This window comes from Arthrobacter gandavensis (genome assembly GCF_039528575.1).
In the GTDB taxonomy this organism is placed as follows: Bacteria; Actinomycetota; Actinomycetes; order Actinomycetales; family Micrococcaceae; genus Arthrobacter_B; species Arthrobacter_B citreus_B.
This window is the reverse complement of record NZ_BAAALV010000002.1, coordinates 712,905-737,415: the sequence shown is the minus strand read 5'-3', so window position 1 is coordinate 737,415 and position 24,511 is coordinate 712,905. Positions and strand designations below refer to the sequence as shown.

At 64.8% G+C, this 24,511-nt stretch carries 24 protein-coding genes, 1 tRNA gene, 1 pseudogene and 1 riboswitch; of the genes and pseudogenes, 13 read left to right on the top strand and 13 right to left on the bottom strand.

The features are described from left to right. Window positions 1-6 precede the first annotated feature (6 nt). On the bottom strand, window positions 7-1,473 hold the full coding sequence (gene cls, locus ABFX29_RS06705; protein WP_387013517.1) for a cardiolipin synthase: 1,467 nt from the start codon (window positions 1,471-1,473) through the stop codon (window positions 7-9). An 81-nt stretch (window positions 1,474-1,554) separates the two neighbouring features. On the opposite strand from cls, the gene ABFX29_RS06700 reads away from it, so the two are divergent. After that, complete coding sequence (locus ABFX29_RS06700) at window positions 1,555-2,430, top strand: aminodeoxychorismate lyase (protein WP_152225975.1); 876 nt, start codon at window positions 1,555-1,557, stop codon at window positions 2,428-2,430. 61 nt (window positions 2,431-2,491) lie between these two features. Here the strand turns inward: ABFX29_RS06700 and ABFX29_RS06695 are convergent, their stop codons facing one another. Genes ABFX29_RS06695 through ABFX29_RS06685 form a run of 3 tightly spaced genes read right to left on the bottom strand, consistent with a single transcriptional unit; the run spans window position 2,492 to window position 5,424 of the window. Then, window positions 2,492-3,310 carry an energy-coupling factor transporter transmembrane component T family protein gene (locus ABFX29_RS06695; protein ID WP_152225973.1) on the bottom strand — a complete coding sequence of 273 codons (819 nt, stop codon included), beginning with the start codon at window positions 3,308-3,310 and terminating at the stop codon, window positions 2,492-2,494. Next, entirely contained in the window at window positions 3,307-4,818 is a 1,512-nt protein-coding gene (locus ABFX29_RS06690) for an ABC transporter ATP-binding protein (protein ID WP_152225971.1), read from the bottom strand. The genes ABFX29_RS06695 and ABFX29_RS06690 overlap by 4 nt, the downstream gene beginning before the upstream one ends. 3 nt (window positions 4,819-4,821) lie before the next feature. Then, the gene (locus ABFX29_RS06685; RefSeq protein WP_152225969.1) at window positions 4,822-5,424 is read right to left on the bottom strand and encodes an ECF transporter S component; all 603 of its coding nucleotides are present in this window, start codon (window positions 5,422-5,424) and stop codon (window positions 4,822-4,824) included. Between the two features lie 52 nt (window positions 5,425-5,476). Next, window positions 5,477-5,618, bottom strand: a riboswitch (TPP riboswitch). Between the two features lie 93 nt (window positions 5,619-5,711). Between ABFX29_RS06685 and ABFX29_RS06680 the strand changes: the two genes are divergently transcribed. Next, window positions 5,712-5,975, top strand: coding sequence for a DUF4235 domain-containing protein (locus ABFX29_RS06680; RefSeq protein WP_152225966.1), 264 nt, complete (start codon window positions 5,712-5,714; stop codon window positions 5,973-5,975). A 290-nt stretch (window positions 5,976-6,265) separates the two neighbouring features. Here ABFX29_RS06680 and mnhG read toward each other — a convergent pair. From mnhG to ABFX29_RS06650, 6 genes and pseudogenes are all read right to left on the bottom strand, one after another. Next, window positions 6,266-6,607 (bottom strand): annotated as a pseudogene (mnhG, locus tag ABFX29_RS06675) (monovalent cation/H(+) antiporter subunit G); the annotation flags it as partial. Window positions 6,608-6,609: 2 nt separating this feature from the next. Continuing rightward, a complete protein-coding gene (locus ABFX29_RS06670) occupies window positions 6,610-6,837 on the bottom strand; it encodes an MrpF/PhaF family protein (RefSeq protein WP_152227250.1) in 228 nt (75 codons plus the stop codon). Between the two features lie 26 nt (window positions 6,838-6,863). Then, complete coding sequence (locus ABFX29_RS06665; RefSeq protein WP_152227248.1) at window positions 6,864-7,445, bottom strand: Na+/H+ antiporter subunit E; 582 nt, start codon at window positions 7,443-7,445, stop codon at window positions 6,864-6,866. A 14-nt stretch (window positions 7,446-7,459) separates the two neighbouring features. Further along, window positions 7,460-9,070: a Na+/H+ antiporter subunit D gene (locus tag ABFX29_RS06660; RefSeq protein WP_152225961.1), complete on the bottom strand. Its 1,611-nt coding sequence runs from the start codon at window positions 9,068-9,070 to the stop codon at window positions 7,460-7,462. Continuing rightward, window positions 9,067-9,555 carry a Na(+)/H(+) antiporter subunit C gene (locus ABFX29_RS06655; protein WP_152225959.1) on the bottom strand — a complete coding sequence of 163 codons (489 nt, stop codon included), beginning with the start codon at window positions 9,553-9,555 and terminating at the stop codon, window positions 9,067-9,069. The genes ABFX29_RS06660 and ABFX29_RS06655 overlap by 4 nt, the downstream gene beginning before the upstream one ends. Next, window positions 9,552-12,554, bottom strand: coding sequence for a Na+/H+ antiporter subunit A (locus ABFX29_RS06650; protein ID WP_152225957.1), 3,003 nt, complete (start codon window positions 12,552-12,554; stop codon window positions 9,552-9,554). The genes ABFX29_RS06655 and ABFX29_RS06650 overlap by 4 nt, the downstream gene beginning before the upstream one ends. Window positions 12,555-12,745: 191 nt before the next feature. Between ABFX29_RS06650 and ABFX29_RS06645 the strand changes: the two genes are divergently transcribed. Then, entirely contained in the window at window positions 12,746-14,101 is a 1,356-nt protein-coding gene (locus ABFX29_RS06645) for an MFS transporter (protein WP_246167359.1), read from the top strand. A gap of 3 nt (window positions 14,102-14,104) precedes the next feature. On the opposite strand, the gene ABFX29_RS06640 is transcribed toward ABFX29_RS06645, so the two are convergent. From ABFX29_RS06640 to kynA, 3 genes are all read right to left on the bottom strand, one after another. Continuing rightward, entirely contained in the window at window positions 14,105-14,494 is a 390-nt protein-coding gene (locus ABFX29_RS06640) for a DUF1801 domain-containing protein (protein WP_152225953.1), read from the bottom strand. A gap of 66 nt (window positions 14,495-14,560) precedes the next feature. After that, complete coding sequence (gene dcd / locus ABFX29_RS06635; RefSeq protein WP_152225951.1) at window positions 14,561-15,136, bottom strand: dCTP deaminase; 576 nt, start codon at window positions 15,134-15,136, stop codon at window positions 14,561-14,563. A gap of 20 nt (window positions 15,137-15,156) precedes the next feature. Further along, window positions 15,157-16,008: a tryptophan 2,3-dioxygenase gene (gene kynA / locus ABFX29_RS06630; protein WP_152225948.1), complete on the bottom strand. Its 852-nt coding sequence runs from the start codon at window positions 16,006-16,008 to the stop codon at window positions 15,157-15,159. 157 nt (window positions 16,009-16,165) lie between these two features. On the opposite strand from kynA, the gene ABFX29_RS06625 reads away from it, so the two are divergent. From ABFX29_RS06625 to ABFX29_RS06580, 10 genes are all read left to right on the top strand, one after another. Next, complete coding sequence (locus ABFX29_RS06625; RefSeq protein ID WP_152225946.1) at window positions 16,166-16,669, top strand: SseB family protein; 504 nt, start codon at window positions 16,166-16,168, stop codon at window positions 16,667-16,669. 153 nt (window positions 16,670-16,822) lie between these two features. Further along, a complete protein-coding gene (locus ABFX29_RS06620; RefSeq protein WP_152225944.1) occupies window positions 16,823-17,863 on the top strand; it encodes a M4 family metallopeptidase in 1,041 nt (346 codons plus the stop codon). After that, on the top strand, window positions 17,860-18,123 hold the full coding sequence (locus ABFX29_RS06615) for a protealysin inhibitor emfourin (protein WP_152225941.1): 264 nt from the start codon (window positions 17,860-17,862) through the stop codon (window positions 18,121-18,123). Before ABFX29_RS06620 ends, ABFX29_RS06615 begins: the two co-directional genes overlap by 4 nt. Before the next feature lie 105 nt (window positions 18,124-18,228). Then, window positions 18,229-18,302: transfer RNA gene (locus ABFX29_RS06610), tRNA-Gly, on the top strand. 92 nt (window positions 18,303-18,394) lie between these two features. Then, window positions 18,395-18,814, top strand: a complete 420-nt coding sequence (panD, locus tag ABFX29_RS06605; RefSeq protein ID WP_211372334.1) for an aspartate 1-decarboxylase — start codon at window positions 18,395-18,397, stop codon at window positions 18,812-18,814. 191 nt (window positions 18,815-19,005) lie between these two features. After that, window positions 19,006-20,292: an extracellular solute-binding protein gene (locus ABFX29_RS06600; protein WP_152225939.1), complete on the top strand. Its 1,287-nt coding sequence runs from the start codon at window positions 19,006-19,008 to the stop codon at window positions 20,290-20,292. Beyond that, entirely contained in the window at window positions 20,289-21,251 is a 963-nt protein-coding gene (locus ABFX29_RS06595) for a carbohydrate ABC transporter permease (RefSeq protein WP_152225937.1), read from the top strand. Before ABFX29_RS06600 ends, ABFX29_RS06595 begins: the two co-directional genes overlap by 4 nt. Continuing rightward, on the top strand, window positions 21,252-22,094 hold the full coding sequence (locus ABFX29_RS06590; RefSeq protein WP_152225935.1) for a carbohydrate ABC transporter permease: 843 nt from the start codon (window positions 21,252-21,254) through the stop codon (window positions 22,092-22,094). A gap of 36 nt (window positions 22,095-22,130) precedes the next feature. Next, entirely contained in the window at window positions 22,131-23,408 is a 1,278-nt protein-coding gene (locus tag ABFX29_RS06585) for an ABC transporter ATP-binding protein (protein ID WP_152227244.1), read from the top strand. Window positions 23,409-23,486: 78 nt separating this feature from the next. Beyond that, window positions 23,487-24,470: a nuclear transport factor 2 family protein gene (locus tag ABFX29_RS06580; RefSeq protein WP_152225932.1), complete on the top strand. Its 984-nt coding sequence runs from the start codon at window positions 23,487-23,489 to the stop codon at window positions 24,468-24,470. Window positions 24,471-24,511 lie beyond the last annotated feature (41 nt).

Below are 24,511 nucleotides of genomic sequence, written 5' to 3'. Positions count from 1 at the left end.
GGGATGCTACTGCAGGGTGGCCGTCAGGCGTGCAACGTTGTCCACGTAGCGCTGCCACACCGGGCGGTTGCGCCACTCGTCGAGAATCAGTTCCTTCGACAGGCTGCGGTAGGTGTCCTCGATCTTGCGCATCTTCTCCACGATGTCCCCGCCGAACATCATCATTGAAACTTCCAGGTTCAGCGAGAAGGAGCGCATGTCCATGTTGGAGGAGCCCAGGACGGCCACGTCATTGTCCACGGTGAAGTGCTTGGCGTGCAGCACCAGCGGTGCCGGGTACTGCCAGATCCGGATCCCGGCGTCCAGCAGTGCCTCATAGTAGGAACGCTGGGCGTGGTCCACCAGGAACTGGTCGCCTCGTTCAGAGACAAACAGTTCCACCTGCACCCCGCGCTGCGCCGCCGTCGTAATGGCGTAGAGCAGCGAATCGTCCGGCACGAAGTAGGGGCTGGTGATGGAGATGCGCTCGGAAGCGGAGTACAGCAGCGAGGTAAACAGGCGCAGGTTGTTCTCCGTGGTGAAACCCGGACCGGACGGGACCACCTGGCAGGTGACTTCACCGGGCTTGGACGTACCTTCATACAGGCTCAGTTCCTGTTCGAGGTTCTCGTCCGTCTCCATGTTCCAGTCGGTTGCGAACACCACGTTGATCTCATCGACCACCGGGCCCTCGAGCCGGCTCATCAGCTCAACCCATTTGCGGCCCATCCGGTGGTTGCCGGGTTTGCGGTAGCCCGGTTCAACCAGGTTCTGTGATCCGGTGAAACCGATATCCCCGTCCACGACCAGGATTTTGCGGTGGTTGCGCAGGTCCGGCCGCCGCCAGTGGCCCCGCAACGGCTGGATGGGCAGCATCGGGTGCCACTGGATTCGGCTGCGCTTGAGCTCCTTGAGAAACTGCCGGTATCCCTTCACCCGCAGGGTGCCAATGTGGTCGAACAGAAGGCGCACGGTTACGCCGCGCTCGGCGGCGTCGCGCAGTGCGGTGAAGAACTCCCGGGTGACGGCGTCGTAGCTCATGATGTAGAACTCAACGTGCACGTACTTGGTGGCACCGCGGACGGCCTCGGTCATTTGGCGGATGGACTCCTCGTAATCACGCTGGAGTTCCACCTTGTTGCCGTCGAGGCTGGGCAGCGAGCCGAGCCGCCGGTTCAGTTCAACGGCGGAGAGTACCCATTCCGGTCCCGAGTAACTGGAGGATTCGGCCTCAAGCTCGCGGGTATTCTCACGGACCCTCTTGTTGATCATGGTTTGGCGTTCCACCCGCTGCTCAGAGAGGCGGTGGTTGCCAAAGAGCGCGAACAGGATGATCCCGGGCACCGGCAGGAAGAAGATGGCCAGCAGCCAGGCCATGGCCGTGGTGGGACGCCGGTTTCCCGGCACTACGCCGAGGGCGATGATCCGAATCGCAAAATCAAGGATCGTCAGGCTCGTCGCAAGCCAATTCGGAGCAGTAACTGTCCACCACACGTGCGCTTTTCCCTCCGACCACCCAACCGTTCCTTCAGCCTAGCGCCCGGGATCGCCCACTGCGGCAACTAGGCTTGCTCCATGACTGTTTTGGTATTCCTGGATCCCGCATATCCCGCCGGCCGCGTCGCGGATGCGTCCAAGCCGCAGCTGATGGCAACGGACCTCGGGGCCACCCGCGGCGACGGAGTCTTTGAATCGATGCTGGCTGTGGACGGGCATGTCCGGAAAGTGGACATGCACCTGGAGAGGATGGCTTCCTCCGCCGCGGCCCTGCAGCTGGACTTCCCTGCGCCGCAGGTATGGGAAACGGCAATAGCGACGGCGCTGGCTGAATTCGCGCGGCTGCACGGCGACGTACCCGCGGTGGTGAAGCTGATGCTGACCCGCGGACCCGAGGGCGCCGGGATCCCGACGGCGTGGGTCGCCGCCTCCCCCGTTCCCGAGTCGACCGGCCGCCAGCGGGAAGAAGGCCTGGACGTGCTGCTGCTGGACCGCGGCTACGACTCCTCCGTAGCAGAGCGTGCTCCATGGCTGCTGCTGGGCGCCAAGACGCTTTCCTACGCCGTAAACATGGCGGCCATCAGGTTCGCCAAACAGCACGGCGCCGATGACGTCATCTTCACTTCCGCCGACGGCAAGGTCCTGGAGGGACCAACTTCCACCGTGGTGCTGGCCGTGGTGGAGGACGGCGTGAAGACGCTGCTCACCCCGGAGCTTGAAAGCGGCATTCTGCCCGGAACCACCCAGAGCGCATTGTTCGCTGCGGCAGAGAAGGAAGGCTGGCAGCTGGGCTACGGTCCGCTGGAGCCCGCCCACCTGATGCAGGCCGACGGCGTGTGGCTGATTTCCAGCATCCGCCTCCTCGCCCCGGTGAAGTCCATCGACGGCAACCCGGTGCCCGTTTCCCGCGAACTCACCAATGAACTGGCTGCCCTGGTGGAAACCGTCCTGTAGCGGTTCTGCACCGGGATGCAGCCAGGGCGGGCGCAGCCATTCCGGCTGCGCCCGCCCTCGTTCAGGACAGGATGAAGTTGAACGTCCCGGCCGCCACTGCAGCCCATACCGCCGCAGCGGCCAGCCCGACCCCGTAGGCAAGGACCCACAGGTCGATCCGGCTGAACGTGGAGGCCCGCGCCCAGGTCCGTTCGCCGCTGCCGAAGCCCCGGGCTTCCATGGCAACGGCCAGCCGGGTGGCACGCCGGATCGCCTGGATCAGCAGGGCGAGGCCCTGGCCCAGGAAGTTGCGGAATCTTCCCAGCGGTGAGGCAGCGGCGTCGGCCCCGCGCGCATGCCGTGCCAGCCCGAGGGTGCGCCACTCCTGGACCAGCAGTCCCACCAGGCGCATCGCGGCCAGCGCTCCGAGGACAAAGCGGGAAGGCAGCCGCAGCCGCTGGGCGAGGGCATCAGCGAGGTCGGTTGCGTCCACGGTGACGAGCAGGAAAATGCCGGGCAGTGCGATGGCCAGGCCGCGCAGCCCAATCGCGATGCCGGCCGTCACCGAGTCCGTGGTGAACAGCAGCGGTCCGGCGTCCAGCAGCACATCTCCGGTTTTTTCGGCCAGCAGGGCAGTCCCGTAGGCGCCCACGGCCGCAGCGATGAGCAACGGCCAGATCCGCTTCGCCAGCGTCCAGGGATTGATCCGCAGCAGCGGCAGCAGCGCCAGTTCCCCGGCCAGGACCACAGTGGCACTGATCCAGTCCACGGTCAGCAGCACCGCAATGGTGACCGCGACGGCGGCGCCAAGGGTGGACAGCGGATTCGCGGCACTGAGCCGGGACCGCCGCGGACCGGGACCCGTTCCTGCAGCGGCGGGCCGCACGGCCTGGGCGCTCATACTGCCGCCCCGGCTGCGGGCTCGGCCGGCTGCAGGCTGGCGCGGCCCTCCTGCACCTGGAGGATTCGGCCGCCCAGCGCCGCAGTGAACTCCCGGTCGTGGGTCACCGATACGACGGCGCAGCCGGCGTCCCTGCGCTGCTGCGCGAGCAGCGAGACGAGTTCCCGCCAGGTGTTGGCGTCCTGGCCGAACGTGGGCTCGTCCATGAGCAGGATATCCGGCGAGGTAGCGAGCATGGTGGCCACGGACAGCCTGCGTTTCTCTCCGCCGGACAGCGTGAACGGGTTTGCCTGGAGCAGCCCGGCCAGCTTCAGCCGCTGCGCCAGTTCCTCCACGATGTCCCGGACTTCCGTTTCGCTGCGCCCGGCGCGGCGCGGACCAAAGGCCAGCTCCTCCCGGACGGAGCCGGTGAGGAACTGGTGCTCCGGTTCCTGGAACACGGTCCCAATCCGGGTCACCAGCTGGGCGGACTTCCATGTGGACGGGGTGCTTCCCGCTTCCCTGGCCAGCGCCGGGCGAGCCGTGAGCTTTCCGGCGCGGGGGCGCAGCAGTCCGCCCAGGGTCAGCGCCAGCGTGGATTTTCCGGCGCCGTTGGGCCCGGTGATCCCCAGGGCGTCCCCGGCCTTCAGGGAAAGATCGATCCCGGTGAGCACTGCCGGGCCCCGGGGCGTGCGTGCCACGTCCAGTTTCTCGGCAGCGAGCAGTTCCTCGGCGGTTGGCCTGGCTGGCAGCGGCGGCGGAACGTTCACCGCCGCGCCGGGCAGCCAGACCCCGGCGTCAGCGAGGCGGGAACGTGTTCGTTCGGCCGTGAGTACCTCCTGGGGCGGGCCGTCCGCCAGTAGTCCCCCACCGGCGTCGAGCACTATTACCCGGTCCACCAGCTGCGCCCACGCAGAGACCCGGTGTTCCACGACAATGAGCGTGGCGCCGGACCGGTCCAGGACCCGTTCCACGGAGTCCCGGATTTCCAGCACTCCGTCCGGGTCCAGGTTGGCTGTCGGCTCGTCCAGCAGCAGCAGGCCGGGGGCCATGGCCAGGATCGACGCCAGGGCCAGGCGCTGCTTCTGGCCACCGGAAAGCGCAGCGGTCGAGTGCTCCAGCGGCACCCGGAGCCCGACGTCGTCCAGCGCCGCGTGCACCCGGTCCCAGATCTCCGCGCGGGGAACTCCGAGGTTCTCGGCGCCGAACGCCACTTCGTCACCCACCCGGGAGAGCACAATCTGCGAGTCGGGGTCCTGCAGCAGCAGCCCGGCCCGCCCACGCGCCGCCTGGGGGTGGGCGCCGTCGAGCCGCAGCGTTCCGCTTTCGGTCCCGCCGGTGTCTTCGCCCAGGACTCCCGCCAGGGCATGCAGCAGCGTGGACTTGCCCGCTCCGGACGCCCCCAGGAGGAGCACCCGCTCCCCCGGGTTGATATCGAAGGAAACGCCGGCAACTGCCTGGGCCTTGCGTCCGGCGTGCCGCCATCCCCAGTCCCGGGCAGCGACCGCCACGGGGTTGGCTGTAGCCATCGTCTACACGTCCGCCGTGCGTCCGGACGCGAAGGCTGAAAGCACCCCGGTCTTTGCCAGCGCCCGCACCGCCAGCCAGGAGAGCAGCCCGGCCAGCACCAGCCCGGACACCCCGGCGAAGACGGTGTACAGCGCCTGCCATTGGAGGGCCCATTCGGGCATGTAGAGAATCGATTCGCTCGCCCCGAGGAACAGGCCGGACCCAAGGCCCGCCAGTAGGGCAACGGGCAGCGTGAACTTCCGGTACAGGAAGAGCAGGAACACCAGTTCGGCGCCCAGGCCCTGGATGGCCCCGGAGAGCAGCACGGAAAGGCCAAACTGGGTACCCAGCACGCCGGAGACGGCGGCGGCAAGGACCTCGCAGTACAGTGCGGCTCCCGGCTTGCGGATGATCAGCCCGCCCAGCACGCCGGCGATCAGCCAGCCGCCGGTGTAAAGCCCGCCCAACGGGGGGAAAGCGAGGAAGAGGGCAGCGACTCCGCCGTAGGCCAGGGACCAGGCCCAGAACACTACGCCGGTGGCTACGGCAAGGACGGATGCGACGACGATGTCCACGACGCGCCACGATGAACGGGACGGCGCCAGGGACCGGGTGGTTTCTTGCATGGAAGGTTCCTCCTGGATTCAGGAGGGGAGGGAAAACCGCCTGCGGCGGTGCACCCCTGAGATCTCGACTCCCTTCGCCGGTACTAACCGGAGCAGGTTCGAGGGTCTGCGGCTTGGTCCGCACTCTCAGCGCCCGAAAACCGGCATCCGGATACCCTCCGGAGCCGGGAAGCGGCGCTCCCCTGTCGTGTGTATGCGTGGTCCACTGTACACGCCGTGCGGAGAAGAATCCGGCAGCGGCGGGTAGCGTAGGGAGAAACACCAACGCACAACGCCAAGGAGCACTTATGAACCTGATCCTGAAACTGCTGGGTACCGGTGTCAGCGTGGGCGCGGGCCTCGCCTCGGCCAAGATCCTGGACTTCGCCTGGACCAAGGCAACGGGTAATGAGCCGCCCAAGGACAAGGACGGCGCCCTGGACGCAAGCCTTCGTTCGGCGGTCATCTTCGCACTGGTTTCCGGCGCGGTCAGCCAAGTGATCCGGGTGCTGACCAACCGCGGCACGCAGCGCGCAATCGCCCGCTACAACCGCACCCCTGAGGTCGTCTAGCTCCGTCTCAGCACCATCGAGATAACAGAAACTGCCCGTATGAGCGTTCATACGGGCAGTTTCTGTCATCTCGATGGTGTTTTGGAGAATCCGGCTCAGCCCTCGCGGCTGCGCCCGGGCGGCAGCTTGCCGGCTTCGGCTTCGGCACGGGTCCGCGCCAGGTCCTCGTCGCTAAGGTCCCCGGTGTAATAGGTACCGTCCGGCTCCTGGCCGGGGTCGTCGTCGACCTTCGGATCCGCCTCTGTGTCTGCTTCCTGCTTCTCTGCCGTGGCCTCGAACATCAGCTGCTGGGCGCGCTCCACAACGTCATCCAGCTCATCAATGGTCAGCAGCTCTGGACGCAGGTGCTTGGTCCGGTACCCGGCGCGGCCCACCATGTGGGCTGAGACCGGAGCAGTGAGCAGCATAAAGATCCAGCACAGGGCTAGCACCGGCAGCAGCACCCAGCTGCGGAACTCCACGGCCATGGCCAGCAGGAAGAGCAGCAGGCCAAGCACCTGGGGCTTGGAGGCAGCGTGCATCCGGCTCATCAGGTCCGGGAAGCGGGTCAGGCCGATTGCCGCGGCCAGGGACATAGTGGCGCCGCCCAGCAGCAGGACCGCCACGATCACGTCAATCACAGTCTCGCTCATGGCTACCTCCGGTCCGTTACGAAGCGGGCAACCGTCACGGAGCCGATGAAGCCGATCAGCGAAATCGCGATCACCAGGGCAAGGAAGTCGAGGTTCCGGTAAACGACCATGTCCACTATCAGGGCACCGCCGACAATCGCCAGCAGCACGTCTGCAGCCAGAACCCGGTCAAGGATGGACGGTCCGCGGATAATCCGAAAGATGGCCCCTGCGGCAGCTACAGCCAGCATGACCGAGACAACGATGATTACAGCAGTCACCGGCTGACCTCCCCTGCGCGCAGTTCCTTCAGGTCTTTCTGTTCAGCCCGGACCAGTGCCAGGTCTTCCTTGGTGCCCATCATCCGAATCAGCCAGGATTCGGTGGCACGCACGTCATCCCGGATCTTCTCCGCGGCTTCCTGGCTGTCCACTCCCAGGCAGTGCAGGTAGAGCGTGGAAGTGGAGCGGTCCACTTCCACCACCAGCGAGCCGGGGATCAGAGACAGCGCGTGGCCGGTGGCCGTGACCAGAAGGTCCGAGTGGCTGCGAAGCTTCACAGCCACGACGGCGTTCTTGATCCGGGGCCCATGGACCGTGGCGAGCCAGAGTACGTGGAAGCTGGCGATCACCAGCTTCCAGAGGAACCGGGCACCGAAGCCCGCAGCGTAGAGGAGGTTGAACCGGCCGGACAGGTCCACGGGCGGCAGGTAGAAGATGTTGGTGACGACGAAGGCGATGATCGCGCCGAAAACCAGGTTGCCCAGGCTGAAGTCCTGCCAAAGGGCGCCCCAGAGCAGGACCAGCCAGATGATCAGCGGCAGTTCCTTCAGCAGCGGAATCCGGGGATGGCTGCGCATGCGTGCTTTTTTGGTCACGGTGCACTCCCTTCGCCCAGGACGGCTTCAATGTAGGGCGTGCGGTCCAGCAGGTCCTGCGCTGCGTCGTCGCTCAGTGAGAACAGCGGACCCGCCAGGATAGTCAGCGACACACCCAGCGCCACCAGGCCAACAGTGGGGTAGACCATGGACTTCGGCAGCAGGTTTACCGTGGAACGGCCGCCAAAGCGCCCGTTGCTTTGTCCGCTGACGTTGCCGGAATCGCGGACAGTGCTGCCGTCCGTCGTAGTGGCCAGCAGGATCGGATCCGGATGGACAGCGTCCTCCGGGGTCCGCCAGAAGGCGCGGTTCCAGACCCGCGCCATGACCAGAAGGGTGAGGAGCGAGGTCAGCACGCTGGCGGCAACCAGCACGTAGGCCAGCGGCGTTCCGAGGTCCACGCCTGCCTGCATCAGCCCCAGCTTGCCCAGGAAGCCGGAGAACGGCGGGATGCCGGCCAGGTTGATGGCGGGAATGAAGTACAGCACAGCCAGCAGCGGGGACAGCCGGGCCAGCCCGCCCAGACGGTCCATGTTGGCCGTGCCGCCCCGGCGTTCGATCAGGCCGGTGACCAGGAACAGGCTGGTCTGGACGGTGATGTGGTGGACCACGTAGAAGACCGCCGCGCCGATGCCTACAACCGAGGCCACCGCCAGGCCAAAGACCATGTAGCCAATGTGGCTGACCAGGGTGAAGGAGAGCATACGTTTGATGTCGGTCTGGGCCAGGGCACCAAGGATGCCCACCAGCATGGTCAGGCCCGCCACCACCATCAGCAGCGTGTTGATCCGGTCTCCGGGGAACAGCAGGGTCTCGGTCCGGACCATGGCGTAGACGCCAACCTTGGTGAGCAGGCCCGCGAACACTGCGGTGACCGGCGCGGGAGCCGTGGGATAGGAGTCCGGAAGCCAGAAGGACAGCGGGAACACTGCAGCTTTGATGCCGAAGGCAACCAGGAGCATCAGGTGCAGCATCATCTGCGTGCCAGGGTCCAGTTCCCCGAGCTTGATTGCCAGGTCGGCCATGTTCACGGTGCCGGTCGCTGCGTAGATCATGCCGATGGCAGTGAGGAAGAGCACCGAGGAAATGACGCTGACGACGACGTAGGTCACGCCGGCGCGGATGCGCGGTGTGGTGCCGCCCAGGGTCATCAGCACGTAGCTGGCCGTCAGCAGGATCTCGAAGCCGACATACAGGTTGAAGAGGTCTCCGGCCAGGAACGCATTCGAAACACCGGCCACCAGGATCAGGTAGGTCGGATGGAAGATCGAAATCGGGCCGTCTTCATCGCCGTCGGTCATGCCCTGGCCGGCGGCGTAGATCAGCACGGCGAGGCTGATGGCGGTGGAGACCACCAGCATCAGCGCGGAGAACTGGTCAACCACCATGGTGATGCCGAACGGCGGCATCCAGCCGCCGAGGTTGACCGCCTGCGCACCGGTCTGCCAGACGGCGCCCAGCAGGAAGCACTCCAGGACCAGGGTCAGGGTGAGCACGCTGATGGAGACGATGCGCTGGGAGCGCTGGTGCCGGATCAGGAGGAACGCCAGCGCCGCACCGAAGAACGGAAGGACGACGGCGAGCGGGGCAAAACTGGAAGCGTTCATCGTTTTGCCCCTCCTGTTGGTCCGGTGCCCTGTCCGCGCTGCGAACCGGGTGCTTCTTCGGCCTCATCAGCCGGCGTGAACTCAGTCGTGTCCTCGGGGACATCGGCGTCGTCTTCCGCGTCGTAGCTGCTCTGGCTGGCCACGCGGCGGTCCTCAATGTCGTCCTGGACCTCGTCTTGGCGGCCGAGCACCCAGGAACGGTAAATGATGCCCAGCATGAAGGCGGTCACTGAGAAGGAGATGACGATGGAAGTGAGGATAAAGGCCTGCGGAAGCGGATCGTTGTAGTCTTCCGGCGGGATTTCGGCGTTGAACAGCGGTGCCAGTCCCTGGTAGCCGCCTGTTGCGAGCAGCAGGATGTTGGTCGCATTCGTCATCATGGCAAGGCCCAGGACAACCCGGGTCAGGCTGCGTTCAAGCACCAGGTAGATGCCTGCCGCATAGAGTGCGCCCATGATGAGCAGCAGCGTGATGTTGACGCTCATCGGGACACTCCTTCCGTTTCCAGCATTTCGGGTTCGGGTTCCACCAGGTCATCGTCGTCGTCCGAACCGCCTTCGCTGCGTTCGTCAATTTCCGAGCCGAGGCTGCGCAGGACGTCGAGGACCAGGCCGACCACCACCAGGTACACGCCAATGTCGAAGATGGTGGAGGTGACGAACTTGATGTCCCCGAAGACCGGCCAGGTGAATTCGATGATGGCGCTCTGCAGGACCTGCCCGCCGAAGAACAGCGGTGCAGCTGCGGAGAGTGCTGCCAGGCCCAGGCCTCCGCCCAGCAGCGCGCCTGCGCTGACGGGTGTTGCTTCGGCAAGCTCGAAGCGTCCGCCGGCGAGGTAGCGGATGGTCAGTGCCAGTCCGGCCATCAGGCCGCCGGCGAAACCGCCGCCGGGGGTGTTGTGGCCCGCAAGGAGCAGGTAGATGGAGAAGATGATCACCGAGTGGAACAGCAGGCGGGTGACAACTTCGAAGATGATGGAGCGGCGTTCGGGGGCGAGAGTCCGGCCCGCCACCAGCCAGGCTTCACGTGCCACGGAGGAGAACTTGCGGGCCAGCGCCAGGGTTGCAGCTTCACGCTCGGAGGAGGCGAAGTGCTCGCGGCCCCGGTCCACTGAACCGGTTGCCACTTCGTTGGCGCGGCGGCGCTTGTCGCCGCGGCCGCGGATAAAGATCAGGGATGCGACGCCGGTGGCGGCCATGGCCAGGACGGAGATTTCGCCGAAGGTATCCCAGGCGCGGATGTCCACCAGGGTCACGTTGACGATGTTCAGTCCGCCGCCGCCCTTGTAGGCAAGTTCGGGGTAGGACAGTGAGATGGGCTCGGCGACCCGGGACGCCATTGCGGACATCGCAAAGACCACCATGGCAGCGCCGAAGCTGATTCCCAGCAGAGCACGGAGCAGCCGCTGGCCGGTGGGTTCACGCTTCCAGAGCCGGGCAGGCAGCGAACGCAGTGCCAGGACAAAGGCCACCAGGACGATTGTCTCCACCAGCATCTGGGTCAGGGCCAGGTCCGGCGCGCCCTGCAGGGCGAAGATGAGGGCGATGCCGTAGCCGCTGACGCTGACCATAAGCACGGCCAGGAACCGCTTGTTGGCGCGGGCCGCGCCCACGGCACCAATCACCACGGCTACGCCCACCACGGCCTGGAGCGGGGTATCGAACCAGTAGAAGTTCTCCGGCATTGGCGCGTTGCGGAGCAAAACAGCGCTCAGCGGGGTAACGATTGCCATGCTCAGGATGACAAAGAGGTAGAACGTCAGCGAACCTCGCTGCGTACGGCCGGTGACCCAGACAGCGGCGTCGTCGAGGATGCCGATCAGGCCGCGGTAGGACCGCTCGGCATCCAGCGGGCTGGCGACACGGGCCTGGAACTTCTCCATCCGGGTGCGCTGGAAGAACAGCAGGCTGCCGGCCGCGATCGTCAGGGCAGTGAGGCCCAGTGCCAGGGTCAGGCCGTGCCAGAGCGCCAGGTGCGTCGCTTCGCCTTCCAGCGGGTAAAGGTCTGCGTAGGGGCTGATGATCGTGTCCAGCGGCTTGGGCCAGAGGCCGAAGAAAACGGTGGCAGCAGCGAGGAGCGCCGGAGGTGCCAGGAACGGCCACGGAATGGCCTTGAACGCCGTGGGCTTGCAGGATTCCTTGGTGGCAAAGCCGCCCCACACAAACCGGCAGCTGTACGCGAAGGTCAGGATGGCACCGGCAACCACGCCGATGAGCAGCACTACGGCCGTAGGCGTGCCCTGTTCCTCGGCGAAGTGGACGTAGGTCTCGTAGACGGATTCCTTGGCCACGAATCCCAGCAGCGGCGGCAGCCCTGCCATGGACGCCGCACCGATGGCCGCGACAACGGCCAGTATGGGAGCCGAACGCCCGACGCCGGAAAGCTTGCGGATGTCGCGGGTACCGGCCTGGTGGTCGATGATGCCCACCACCAGGAACAGCGTTGCCTTGAAGAACCCGTGCGCCACGAGCAGGCCAAGACCTGCCAGCGCGGCTTCGCGGTTGCCCAGGCCCACTACCAGGGTGAGGAACCCGAGCTGGCTGACGGTGCCGTAGGCAAGCATCAGCTTCAGGTCGTGCTGGCGCAGGGCGCGCCAGCCGCCCAGGAGCAGGGTGGCAAGGCCCAGCACGGTGATGACCGGGGTCCAGTAGGTGGTTTCCCAGAAACCCGGAGCCAGGCGCGCCACCAGGTAGATGCCGGCCTTCACCATCGCCGCGGCGTGCAGGTAGGCGCTGACCGGGGTGGGGGCCGCCATCGCGGCAGGGAGCCAGAAATGGAAGGGGAACAGTGCGGACTTGGATACCGCACCGATCAGCAGCAGCACGATGGCGACGTCCACAATGACGCCGCTGGCCGCCAGCTCCGGTGCCATCGCCATGATCTCGGAAATCCGGTAGGTCCCGGCCGCGGAGCCGAGCATGATCATGCCCACCAGCATCGCCAGGCCGCCGAACGTGGTGACGATCAGCGCCTGCAGGGCTGCACGGCGGGCCGAAAGCCGGTGCGCGGCGTAGCCGATCAGCAGGTAGGACAGGATGGTGGTCAGTTCCCAGAAGATGAACAGCAGGATCAGGTCATCTGCGGTCACGAGACCGAACATTGCTGCGGCAAAGGCCAGCAGCTGTGCGCCGAAGCTGCCCATCTTGGGGTCTTCGGGGCGGAAGTAGCGGGCGCAGTAGAACAGGACCAGGGAGCCGACGCCCAGGATGAGGATGGCGAGGACTGCGGAGAGGGCGTCCATGCGGAACGCCAGTTCCACGCGCAGGTCCGGGATCCAGCCGATGATGACCGACGGCGGTGCATTCGGAGCGCCTGATGCCAGGGACTGGTCCGAGTCGATGTACCGGGGATAGGTAGCCATGAGCCAGACGAACGCTCCGGCAGGAACCGCAGCCAGGAGGTAGAAGGCCGACCTGCCCATTCGGCGGAAGAATAAGGGCGCCACTAGTGCCACCGCAAATAGAACGGTAAGCACAAACAGCACGTAGATCTCCCGGGTTCTCTAATGGGCCTTACAGGTCAGAACACAGCTTTAGTTATCAACGTCGGGTCGAGGGGCTTTGTTTATTCTAACGGAGGCATAAGCGCCGGTCACATTCGGTTCATGAACAAACCGGGCCGCGTCCGTTCACCTTCCGTGCGCTTTGGCCCGCTAGCATCTGGAGCATGGCTTCGATGACGCACGCAACCCCCGGGCACTCCGGCGCCCCTGCTAAGGCGCGACGGCGGGAGGTTTGGGCATGGGCTTCCTGGGACTGGGGGTCGGCTGCGTTCAACGCCGTCATGACGACTTTCGTGTTCACCGTCTACCTCACATCCGATTCGTTCGGTGGCGAAGATCACGCTTCGGCGGTGCTTGGCGCAGGTCTGGCGATTGCCGGCGTACTGGTGGCCGTGCTGGCTCCGGTTGCCGGACAGCGCTCTGATGCCGGCGGGCGGCGCAAACTCTGGCTGGGCGTGAACACAGTGGCGGTATGCGTGGCAACCGGCCTGTGCTTCTTCGTCTATCCGAGTGAGAACTTCCTGCTCCTTGGCGTTGCGCTGATCGCCCTGGCCAACGTGTTCTTCGAGTTTGCCAACGTGAACTACTTCGCGATGCTCAAGCAGGTCTCCACGCCCGGCACGATCGGCAGGGTCAGCGGCTTCGGCTGGGCCATGGGATACGTGGGCGGTATCGCTGCCCTGGCGCTGGTGCTGGTGGGATTCATCAATCCGGACGTCGGCTGGTTCGGCGTCACGTCGGAGAACGGCCAGAACATCCGTGCCGTGGCGCTCTTCTCCGCCGCCTGGTTCCTGGTCTTTTCACTGCCCATCTTTTTCACGGTCCCAGAGGTCCCGCGGACGAAGGCCGCCAAGATCGGCTTCTTCGCCTCCTACGGGCTGCTGTTCCGCCGGATTAGGGCCATCTACAAGACCAGCCCACACACCATCTTTTTCCTGCTGGCGAGTGCGGTATTCCGCGACGGTTTGGCGGCAGTCTTTACCTTCGGCGGCATCATTGCGGGCGGAACGTTCGGCTGGGAGCTGCCCCAGGTGATCATGTTCGCCATCTTCGGAAACGTCATTGCCGCAGCAGGCTCCTTCGCCGGCGGCTTCCTCGATGACCGGATCGGCCCCAAGCCCGTGATTGTCGGGGCGCTGACCGGCCTGCTGCTGGCAGGAACGGTCATCGCTGTCCTTGGCGCGGAGGATGTGAGCCTGTTTGGCCTTGAATGGACCGGGGATACGACGTTCTGGGTCTTTGGCCTCTCACTGTGCCTCTTCGTCGGGCCGGCCCAGTCCGCTTCCCGGGCGTTCCTGGCGCGGCTCGCGCCGGACGGCGAGGAGTCGGAACTCTTTGGGCTCTACGCAACCACCGGCCGCGCCGTGAGTTTCCTGGCGCCGTCGCTGTTCGCTGCCTTCATTGCCATCTTCGGGGCGCAGCGCTACGGCATCATCGGCATCCTGCTCGTGCTGCTGCTGGGACTGCTGGCCCTGCTGCCGGTCCGGGCCCCGGGAAAGACACCGAAGGCCGTGGTGCCGGAGGTCTAGCGCCTATTCCAGCTGCGCGACCCACTGGCGGACTACGTCGGTGAAGTCGTCCATGGCCGCTTCGGCGGCCGCCCGGCTGGAGAAGGTCACCACTCCCCTGTTCCGGCCCGCCATCCGAAGCACTTTGCGCGGGTCGGTGACGGTGATTTCTCGGTGGTCGGGCTTCGGCCTGGCGCCGGTGTGGAGGACAACCTGGATGTTCTCCGGCCGGCGCAGGCTGAACGTGGCAAAGTCATCACGCAGGGCGAAGTTCGGGGCGCCCCACTTGATGTTCTCGTGGATCCGGGGATCCACGGAGAGAATGGCCGCACGAAGGTGCCGCACCACGGAGGACATCGGGTGGTCCAGGGCTGCGAGGTAATCCGTCAGCTCTTCTGGTTCTGCGGGTTCCATGCGCACAATCTGGCACCGTGCCGTGCCGGTGTCCACAGTATTGGAGCACCGGCGGCGCTCCGGCCCCTAGATGCTGGTGCGGTGGAAGTTCTGGTAGCTGCGCGACGCCGTCGGGCCGCGCTGGCCCTGGTAGCGGTTTCCGTAGGCTCCGGAGCCGTAGGCGTGCTCAGCCGGGGAGGTAAGCCGGAAGAAGCACAGCTGGCCGATCTTCGAGCCCGGCCACAGTTTGATGGGCAGGGTGGCCATGTTGGAGAGCTCAAGGGTCACGTGGCCGGAGAAGCCGGGGTCGATAAACCCTGCAGTCGAGTGGGTGAGCAGCCCGAGCCGGCCCAGCGAGGACTTGCCCTCAAGCCGGGCGGCGATGTCATCGGGAAGGGTGACCTGCTCATACGTCGAGCCAAGGACGAACTCTCCCGGGTGCAGGATGAAGGGCTCGTCCGGAGCCACCTCTACCAGTCGGGTGAGGTCCGGCTGGTCCAGGGAGGGATCGATGTGCGCGTACTTGTGGTTGTCGAAAAGACGGAAGTAGCGGTCGATCCGCACGTCAACGCTGGAGGGCTGGACCATGGCCGGGTCGTAGGGATCAAGGACGATCCGCTCGTCGGCAATTTCGGCTCGAATGTCGCGGTCAGATATCAGCACCTTCTAAAAATAGCGCATCCTCATGCCTGCTTGATTTCGGTGCGGACCGCATAGAGCTCGGGGAAAAACGTCAGGTCCAGCGCACTGCGCAGGAAGTGCGCACCGGAGGATCCCCCGGTGCCCCGCTTCATGCCGATGGTGCGCTGCACGGTCAGCAGGTGGCGGAAGCGCCACAGCTGGAAATTGTCCTCCAGGTCCACCAGCTCCTCGCAGGCCTCGTAGATGTCCCAGTTCTCGGCCGGGTTCTCATACACGTGGCGGAATATGTCCATCAGGGATGCGTTGAAGACGTGTGCCTGCGTGACGTCCCGCTCCAGCAGGTCCTGCGGCACCCGGTAGCCGCGGCGGGACAGGGCCGCGATGAACTCGTCGTACACACTGGTGGCCGAAAGCAGCTCCGCGAGTAGCGCCTGTGCCTGCGGGTCTGAACGGAACACCTCCAGCATGGCTGCGTTCTTGTTTCCGAGCAGGAACTCCACCGCACGGTACTGGTAGGACTGGAAGCCGGAGGAAGCGCCAAGTTCGCCCCTGAACTCGGCGTACTCCGACGGCGTCAGCGTTGCCAGCACGGACCACTGCTCGGTCAGCGAGCGCTGGATGTGCTTGATCCGGGCAATGCCTTTCATGGCCGAGCGCAGGTCATCAGCCATCAGCCGCGAACGGACGCCCCTCAGTTCGTGCAGCACCAGCTTCAGCCAGAGTTCCGAGGTCTGGTGCTGGATGATGAACAGCATCTCGTCATGGTGGCCGCTGACCGGGTGCTGGGCGGAGAGCAGCTCATCGAGCCCCAGGTAGGAGCCATAGCTCATTTTCCGGCTGAAATCGCGCTCGATTTCCGGTTCCAGATCCCTTGTATTCCGGTCTACGCTCATCGCTGCTCCATATGTGGCTGGTCGTGGGGGCCCAGGCCCCGTGTACTGCCGTGCTGGCTTTCACGGTAACCGCAGCACCGTGCCAACGGCTTCTGCGCCACGGCCGGGCTGTGGAAGACTGGCGGTTTATGCATCCGACCCTCCAGAGGAGGTCCCCTTGGACAACGGCACCGAGAACAGCAACGCCGGCATGGACGGCACCACACAGGAAACCGGCACTGCTGGAGGTTCGCGGCCCAGCGCCCCCGAGCCCGCCACCGCACTGGAGGAAGCCATCGTCTCCGGGCAGGCCGGGACAATCAGCAACCAGGACGTCATCACGGCCATCTGGAATTCCGAACTGCTCAGCGTCGGCCGGCTGACGGTCGAGGACGACCCGGCAAGTTTCCAGGCACTGGTCCTGAAGTCCCCCGAAGGCGCGTCCCCCGTCGCTGCCACCTTCACCGATGCACAGCGGATTCCGCAGCGCATCCGCGACACTGCTCCCATCATGGTGAAGGCATCCGGCGAGGCGACGCTGCGCAGCATCGCTCCGGGCTACGGCCTGGCCATCAACCCCGGAAATTCGCTGGGACTGGAGCTTGGCCCTGAAGGCGTCCAGGCCGTCGTCGCCGCTTTCGGCGGTGGGGCGCCGGCAGGAACGGATCCCTCCGAAGGCTAGTTCCGGCGGACAGCAGGCTCATTTAGGTTGCCCTTTGGCCAAGACGGCCCGGTTTTGCCGGCCCCGGCCTTGCCGTGGGGGTGGCGGCGTCTACTCTGGGGAAACTCACTACAGATGGAGGGCTGTAAAGTGACCTGTTTCCCAGCTTCCCCAATGAACTGCTCGATCGTTCCGCCGTATCTGCTCTCCCGGATCGCTGAACGTCCCGACCGGCTCGCTGCTGCTGCCGACGCTGCCCGGCGCACACTCATGGAGTTCACCTCCGTGGCTGAAACCAGGCAGCTCGGCCGCACCGCCAAGGCCCCGTCATCCGGGACCGCCTTCAGTCCCAAGCTCCGCCGCACCGTCTTCGATGCCATGCAGCGGCAGGAACTGCCAGGCAGGGAAGTGCGCGCTGAGGGCTCCGGACCAAGCGGGGACCCTGCCGTGGATGAAACCTATGACGGGCTGGGTGCCACCTACGCCCTGTATGAGGAGGCCTACGGGCGGTCCTCCGTTGACGGGGCAGGTCAGCCGCTCCTCGCTACCGTGCACTACGGCCGCGACTATGACAACGCCTTCTGGGACGGTGCGCAGATGGTCCTGGGCGACGGCGACGGTGAAGTCTTTGAACGGTTCAGCAAGTCCCTTACCGTGATCGGCCACGAACTTACCCACGGCGTCATCCAGTACACCGCCAAGCTGGTCTACCAGGACCAGGCGGGGGCACTGAACGAGTCCGTCTCCGACGTCTTCGGCAGCCTGGTGGAGCAGAAACTGCTGGGACAAACCGCCGGCGAAGCCTCCTGGCTAGTGGGTGAGGGCCTGTTCACGCCGGAGGTCAGCGGCTCTGCACTCAGGTCGCTGGCAGCTCCCGGAACCGCATACGACGACGACGTGCTGGGCAAGGACCCCCAGCCCGCGGACATGTCCGGTTATGTGGAAACCACCTCGGACAACGGCGGCGTGCACCTGAACTCCGGAATCCCGAACCATGCCTTCTACCTCGCCTCGATGCGGCTGGGCGGCTACGCCTGGGAACGCGCAGGCCAGGTCTGGTATGACACCATCACGGAGCCCAATTTCCCGGCGGACTGCACCTTTTCGGTCTTCGCCGCCGCTACCATCACGGCGGCTGAAAAGCGCTACGGGGCCGGGAGCGAAGAAAGTTCCGCTGTGCAGGCCGCATGGCAAGAGGTTAATGTCATGGTATGAGACTGGTTGTGGTGCGTACCGGAGGCATGGCTGGAATGCGGCGCACCTGGAGCAGCGAGGTGAGTTCCGAGGAAGCTGAGGAACGCTGGCTTCCCCTGCTCCAGGAGCCGCCGCAGGAAGCTGCCGACGGTCCAGACCGCTTCACGTATGAGATCCGCGTGGGCCAGCAGGCAGTCACCATTCCTGAAACTTCCCTCAAGGGGCGCTGGCGGGAACTGGTGGATCGGGCGAGGGACGGCGAAGAGGCCCGCCGGGCCTAGCATTACCGGCGCCCGGCACTCGAGGCGTACCGGGATACGGCTTTAGGCTGCTGATGCCAAAGACATGTAAAGTGGTTTGTTGTGCCGGTGCTTCACCGGCACAGTGCGGGCGTAGCTCAATGGTAGAGCGCTAGCTTCCCAAGCTCGATACGCGGGTTCGATTCCCGTCGCCCGCTCCAATCTGATGTTTGGCGGCACCTCCGGCCCCGCGCCGGAGGTGCTTTTCTTTGCCGGAAGGCTGCCCCGGGCCGGGCGTACACTTGAACACGCTATGAACCGCAAAATGTTTAAGTCCAAGATCCACCGGGCCACCGTCACCCATTCAAATCTCCACTACGTAGGCTCAGTGACCGTGGATGAGGACCTGCTCGACGCAGCGGACATCCTTCCCGGCGAGCTGGTTGCCATCGTGGACGTAGACAACGGATCCCGGCTGGAAACGTACACCATCGCCGGTGAACGCGGATCCGGCGTCATCGGCATCAACGGGGCCGCAGCGCACCTGGTCAACGTTGGGGACAAGGTAATCCTGATCACCTACGCGGACATGAGCACCGAAGAAGCCCGCGCCTATGTTCCTGCCGTGGTCCATGTAGACGGCAGCAACCGCATTATCGAGCTCGGCACCGATCCTGCCGAGGCACTTACTCCGGGCACCCAGCGCCCGCCGTTCGCGGCTTCGAACACCTAGCTTCACCCTTGCCACCTGAGGTTTCACGGGTTTACCCGCAACAACTGTGGCGCAATGCACCTTGCAGGGCATATGGTCGATCGAAAGGTTGCTGAGCTTCCTTTCGCGGAACATCACTGAAGTCCGTGCCTACGACGAGGTGGAGGCATATACCCATGCCACAAGGTGCAAAACATCACGGCAGACACCGGATGAGGAAGTCTGCAGCTGCGGGGTTCGCCCTCGCCGTCGGTGCCACTCTGCTGGCAGGCTGCAGTTCGGATTCCGGTTCTGCGCCGACCCTGACGTGGTACATCAACCCGGACGACGGCGGCCAGGCCGAACTCGCGAAGCGGTGCACTGACGCTTCGAACGGGGCGTACACCATTGAGACTTCGCTGCTTCCCAACGACGCCCCGTCGCAGCGGGAGCAGCTGGCGCGGCGGCTCGCAGCCGGTGACACCAGCATGGACATCATGAGCCTGGACCCGCCTAACGTCCCTGAATACGCAGAACCGGGCTACCTGGCACCGATTCCTGACGATGTGCGCGAACGCACCACCGCGAATGTCCTTGAAGGTGCCCTTGCCGGTGCCACGTGGAAGGACGAGGTTGTTGCCGTCCCGTTCTGGGCCAACACCCAAATCCTCTGGTACCGCAAGTCCGTAGCCGAGGCAGCCGGCCTGGACATGACCCAGCCAGTCACCTGGGACCAGCTGATCGAAGCGGTTGCCAGCCAGGACAAGTACCTCAGCGTCCAGGGCGCCCGGGCCGAGTCCATGACCGTATGGGTGAACGCCTTGATCGAATCAGCCGGCGGGCAGATCGTGGAAAACCCGGACGCCTCTGCCGATGAGATCCGGCTGGGCATCGACTCCGACGCCGGGAAGAAGGCCGCCGAAATCGTCTCCACCATCGGCAAGGAAGGCCTCGGCGGCCCGGGTCTTCCGACCCAGACCGAGAACTTCTCGATGATCCAGTTCCAGGGTGACCAGGGCGCCTTTATGGTCAACTATCCCTTCGTCTGGCCCGCGACCAACGCGGCCGTCGAGGAAGGCGCCCTGCCTGCTTCCCTGATCGACGACATCGGGTGGGCCCTCTACCCGCAGGTCAACGAGGGCGAGGAAACCGCTCCCCCGCTGGGCGGTATCAATCTGGGCGTTGGATCCAAGAGCAAGCATCCGGACCTGGCGTTTGAGGCAATCGAGTGCATTGTCAGCCCGGAGAACCAGGCCTTCTACTTCGCAACGAACGGCAATCCTCCATCCAACCCGGACGCGTACAACGATCCGGAAGTGGTGGATACGTTCCCCATGGCAGGGACGATCCGCGAATCGCTGGATCTGGCCAAACCCCGGCCGCAGACTCCGTACTACAACGAAATCTCCACGGGTATCCAGCAGACCTGGACTCCTCCGCAGGACGTCAATCCGGACACCACCCCGGAAACCAGCCAGCAGTTCATTCTTGAGGTCCTGAAGGGAGAGAGGCTGCTATGAGTACGTCAGTCGAGACACGTGCCGCCGCCGGCGGCAGTCCCAAAGGACGCAAACCCGGGTTAAGCGACCGGGCCAAGGCTGAACGGCGTCTGGGTTTTTGGCTGGCCGGGCCGGCGTTCATCATCATGCTGGCCGTGACCGCCTATCCAATCCTCCTGGCCCTGTGGGACTCGCTCTTCAAGTACCGCCTGACTGCGCCGGATGACCGGGAGTTCGTCTTCCTCAGCAACTACGCCACCATCCTCACGGATGAAGTCTTCTGGCGGGACCTGGGCGTGACGCTGCTGATCACGGTGGTCACCGTGGTCATCGAGCTGGTCCTCGGCTTCGCCCTGGCCATGGTCATGAACAGCGCACTGAAGGCCGTCCGCGGCTGGCTGCGCACGGCGATCCTGGTGCCCTACGGCATCATCACCGTGGTGTCCGCGTTTGCCTGGTTCTATGCCTTCGACATCAACTCCGGGTACGTGAACCACTGGTTCAGCTGGGTTCCGGGCATCAGCACCGACCTGAACTGGTTCGCTGACTTCGGCACCGCCATCACCGTCATCATGGCCTCGGAGATCTGGAAGACGACGCCGTTCATCTCCCTCCTCCTGCTGGCCGGCCTCGCACAGGTCCCCGGTGAGCTCACGGAAGCGGCCGAAGTCGACGGCGCCACCTGGTGGCAGCGGTTCTCCCGGGTGATCGTGCCGAACATGAAGGCTGCCATCATGGTGGCCGTCCTGTTCCGCGCACTCGACGCGTTCCGCATCTTCGACAACGTCTACATCATGACCAAGGGTGCGTACGGCACTGAAACGCTGTCCCTGCTGGCCTACCGCACATCCATTACCAGGCTGGAGATCGGCATGGGTTCGGCGGTTTCCGTCCTGCTGTTCCTCTGCGTCATCCTGATCTGCTTCATCGCGATCAAACTCTTCAAGGTGGACCTGACCGGCGCACGAGGGGGCAACTAAATGGAATCGTCACCGATACGCAGGCGCATAACCTGGACCATCATCTCCATCCTGGTGATCGTCTATGCGCTGTTCCCTGTCGCATCGATTTTCGCGACGTCCTTCAAGCTTCCCAGCGACCTGACGTCCGGCACTTTCCTGCCGACCAACTGGTCCACTGTGAACTACGAACAGATCCTGGTCGGAGACGCCCAGGAACTCTTCCTGTCCGCGCTGCGGAACTCCATCGGCATCTCGCTGATCGCCACGTTCATCGCCGTCGTGCTGGCGACGTTGTGCGCCTACGCAATCGCCCGGCTGGACTTCCCGGGCAAGAAGCTCGTGCTGACCACCGCCCTTGGGGTCTCGATCTTCCCGGTCATCTCCATCGTGACCCCGCTCTTCAACCTCTGGCGGAACATCGGTCTCTACGACACCTGGCTGGGCCTGATCATCCCCTACCTCTCCCTCACCCTGCCCATCTCCATCTGGACCCTGGCCGCCTTCTTCCGCCAGATTCCGTGGGAGCTGGAACAGGCAGCACAGGTGGACGGCGCCACCACGTGGCAGGCGTTCCGCAAGGCCATCGTTCCGCTTGCCGCACCCGGCGTCTTTACGACGGCGATCATTGCGTTCTTCATCGCCTGGAACGACTTCGTGTACGGGATCTCCCTCACTTCGACCTCCGCGGCGCGGCCGGTTCCGGCTGCGCTGGCATTCTTCACCGGTGCATCACAGTTCGAGGCGCCAACCGGAGCAATTTCCGCAGCAGCGATCATTGTGACCATCCCGGTCGTTGTACTCGTACTGCTGTTCCAGCGACAGATCGTATCCGGACTAACCCAGGGCGCCGTCAAGGGCTAGCCCGAGACGCACGGTACTAGAAAAGGAGCCATGAGCATGGCATCTATTACGCTCAAGAATCTCGTGAAGAAGTACGGGGACGGTTTCCCGGCCGTCAACGACGTCAGCCTGGACATTGCCGACGGTGAGTTCATCATCCTGGTGGGGCCCTCCGGCTGCGGCAAGTCGACCCTGCTTCGAATGATCGTGGGCTTGGAGGACATCACCTCCGGTGACCTGCTGATCAACGGGGAGCGAGTCAATGACAAGGCTCCCCGGGACCGGAACCTGGCCATGGTATTCCAGAACTATGCCCTGTATCCGCACCTCACCGTGTTCGAGAACATTGCCTTCCCGCTTCGGCTGAACAAAGGCAAGTACAGCGACGGCGAGGTGAAGCGGCTGGTGAATGAGGCCGCTGCCACGCTGGAGCTGACCGAGCACCTGGACCGCAAGCCTGCCAACCTTTCCGGCGGGCAGCGGCAGCGGGTGGCCATGGGACGGGCAATCGTCCGCCAGGCTGACGCCTTCCTCTTCGATGAGCCGCTCTCCAACCTGGACGCAAAGCTGCGCGGACAGATGCGCTCGGAGATCTCGCAGATGCAGCGCCGCCTCGGCGTCACCAGCGTCTACGTAACCCATGACCAGACCGAAGCCATGACCCTGGGCGACCGGGTAGCCGTGCTGAAGAAGGGAATCCTGCAGCAGGTTGCCTCGCCGCGGGAGCTCTACGAGCAGCCCATCAATCTCTTTGTTGCCGGGTTCATCGGCTCTCCGTCAATGAACTTCCTTCCTGCCACTATCAAGGACGGCAACGTCCTGGAGACCGCTGTGGGAGACATCACGGTCCCCGAGGCAAAGGCTGCCAAGGCCGCAGGGAAGAAAGTCGTGATGGTGGGTATCCGGCCCGAGTTCTTCGAGGACGCGTCCCTGGTCGAAGGGGACAAGAAAGCCCACGGCTCCACCTTCAAGGCGCACATCTCCCACACCGAATGGCTGGGGAACGAACAGTACGGCTACATCCACTTCGATCCCACGCCGGAGGTCCGGGAGCTCCTGGACAACCTGGCCAAGGATATGGATGCGGACGAGCTGCGCCCCCAGATCGTGGTGACGCTCGACGCCGCCAGCCGGGTGCGCGGCGGACGCGAGGCCGAGTTGTGGCTGGACACCCGCAAGATCCACCTCTTCGATCCCGAATCCGGTGAGAACCTCACACGGGACCCCGAAGCGGGGGCGGAACTCACGGAAGAAGCCAACGAACGGCGGGCCGAAGAGATCGCCATGGCACGCGAGGAAGTCAAGGAGACGGCAGCCACCGCCGCCGATTCCTAAGCTGGTCAGCTGGCCGAAGGGCCCCCATGCCGGGGCCTTCGGTCGGTTGTGCACGGCAACGGCAGGTAACGTAAGAGCGTGCAGGCATCATCACCGGTAATCAAGGCAGTCACCATCTGGCTCACTGCCCTCATGCTCTCCGTCGCGGCCGCCGTCGTCGTTATCTGGCTTGTGAATGCCAAGGTCTACGGTCCGGCCAAGCAGGTGGAGAACTACTTCCAGGCCCTCCAGGACGGCAACGGGGCCCTTGCCCTGGGCATCCTCAACGCGGAGGTCCCCCAGGCCAACGCGGCGCTTCTGGATTCCGACGCGCTGCGGGCTTCCACCGAAGGCCTTGAGGTGCTGGGCATGGAAGAGGTCGCCACGTCCGTGGACGGACGCACCAACGTTGTAGTCAGCTACCGGCTGGACGGCGCCGAGCAGCAGTCCACGTTCGAACTGGAGCAGACCGGTTCCCGCTGGATGTTCTTTGACGAGTGGACTTTCCGCCCGCAGAGCCTGCCAACGGTGCGCGTCAACGCACCCAACCAGAATGAAGCCCAGCTGAACGGCACCCGTGTCCTGCTGCCTGAGGGCACTAACACCTTCGCCGCGTTCTACCCCTCGCGTGTGGCCGCCTCCTACACCAGCGGCTACTTTGAGGCGCCTGAGCAGTCCGGTGTCCTTGCTGCGCCCGGGGAGTCGGTGGACCTGACGCTGCGCAGCCAGGCCACGAAGGACCTGGTGGAGACCGTGGATGCACGTGTACGAGAGTTCCTGGACAACTGTGCCGGCGAACAGAACCGCCTTGCGCCCCCGGGCTGCCCGTTCTACCACCTCACGAATAACCGCGTGGAACCCCCGATCACCTGGGAAATCCTCGAGTACCCCACGGTCGAAATCTCCCCCGCGGACGGCCACTGGGTGCTGGCACCGCTGGAAGGCAAGGCCCGCGTCAGCGCCACCCAGACCGATCTCTTCTCCGGCGCGCAGAGCCCGCTGGTCGAGGAGAAGGACTTCACCTTTGGCGCCCGGCTCTCCGTGACGGACACCGGAGTATCGCTGACCGCGGTCATCGACTAACTGCCTTCAAACGAACGAGATTACAGAAACTGCCCGTATCC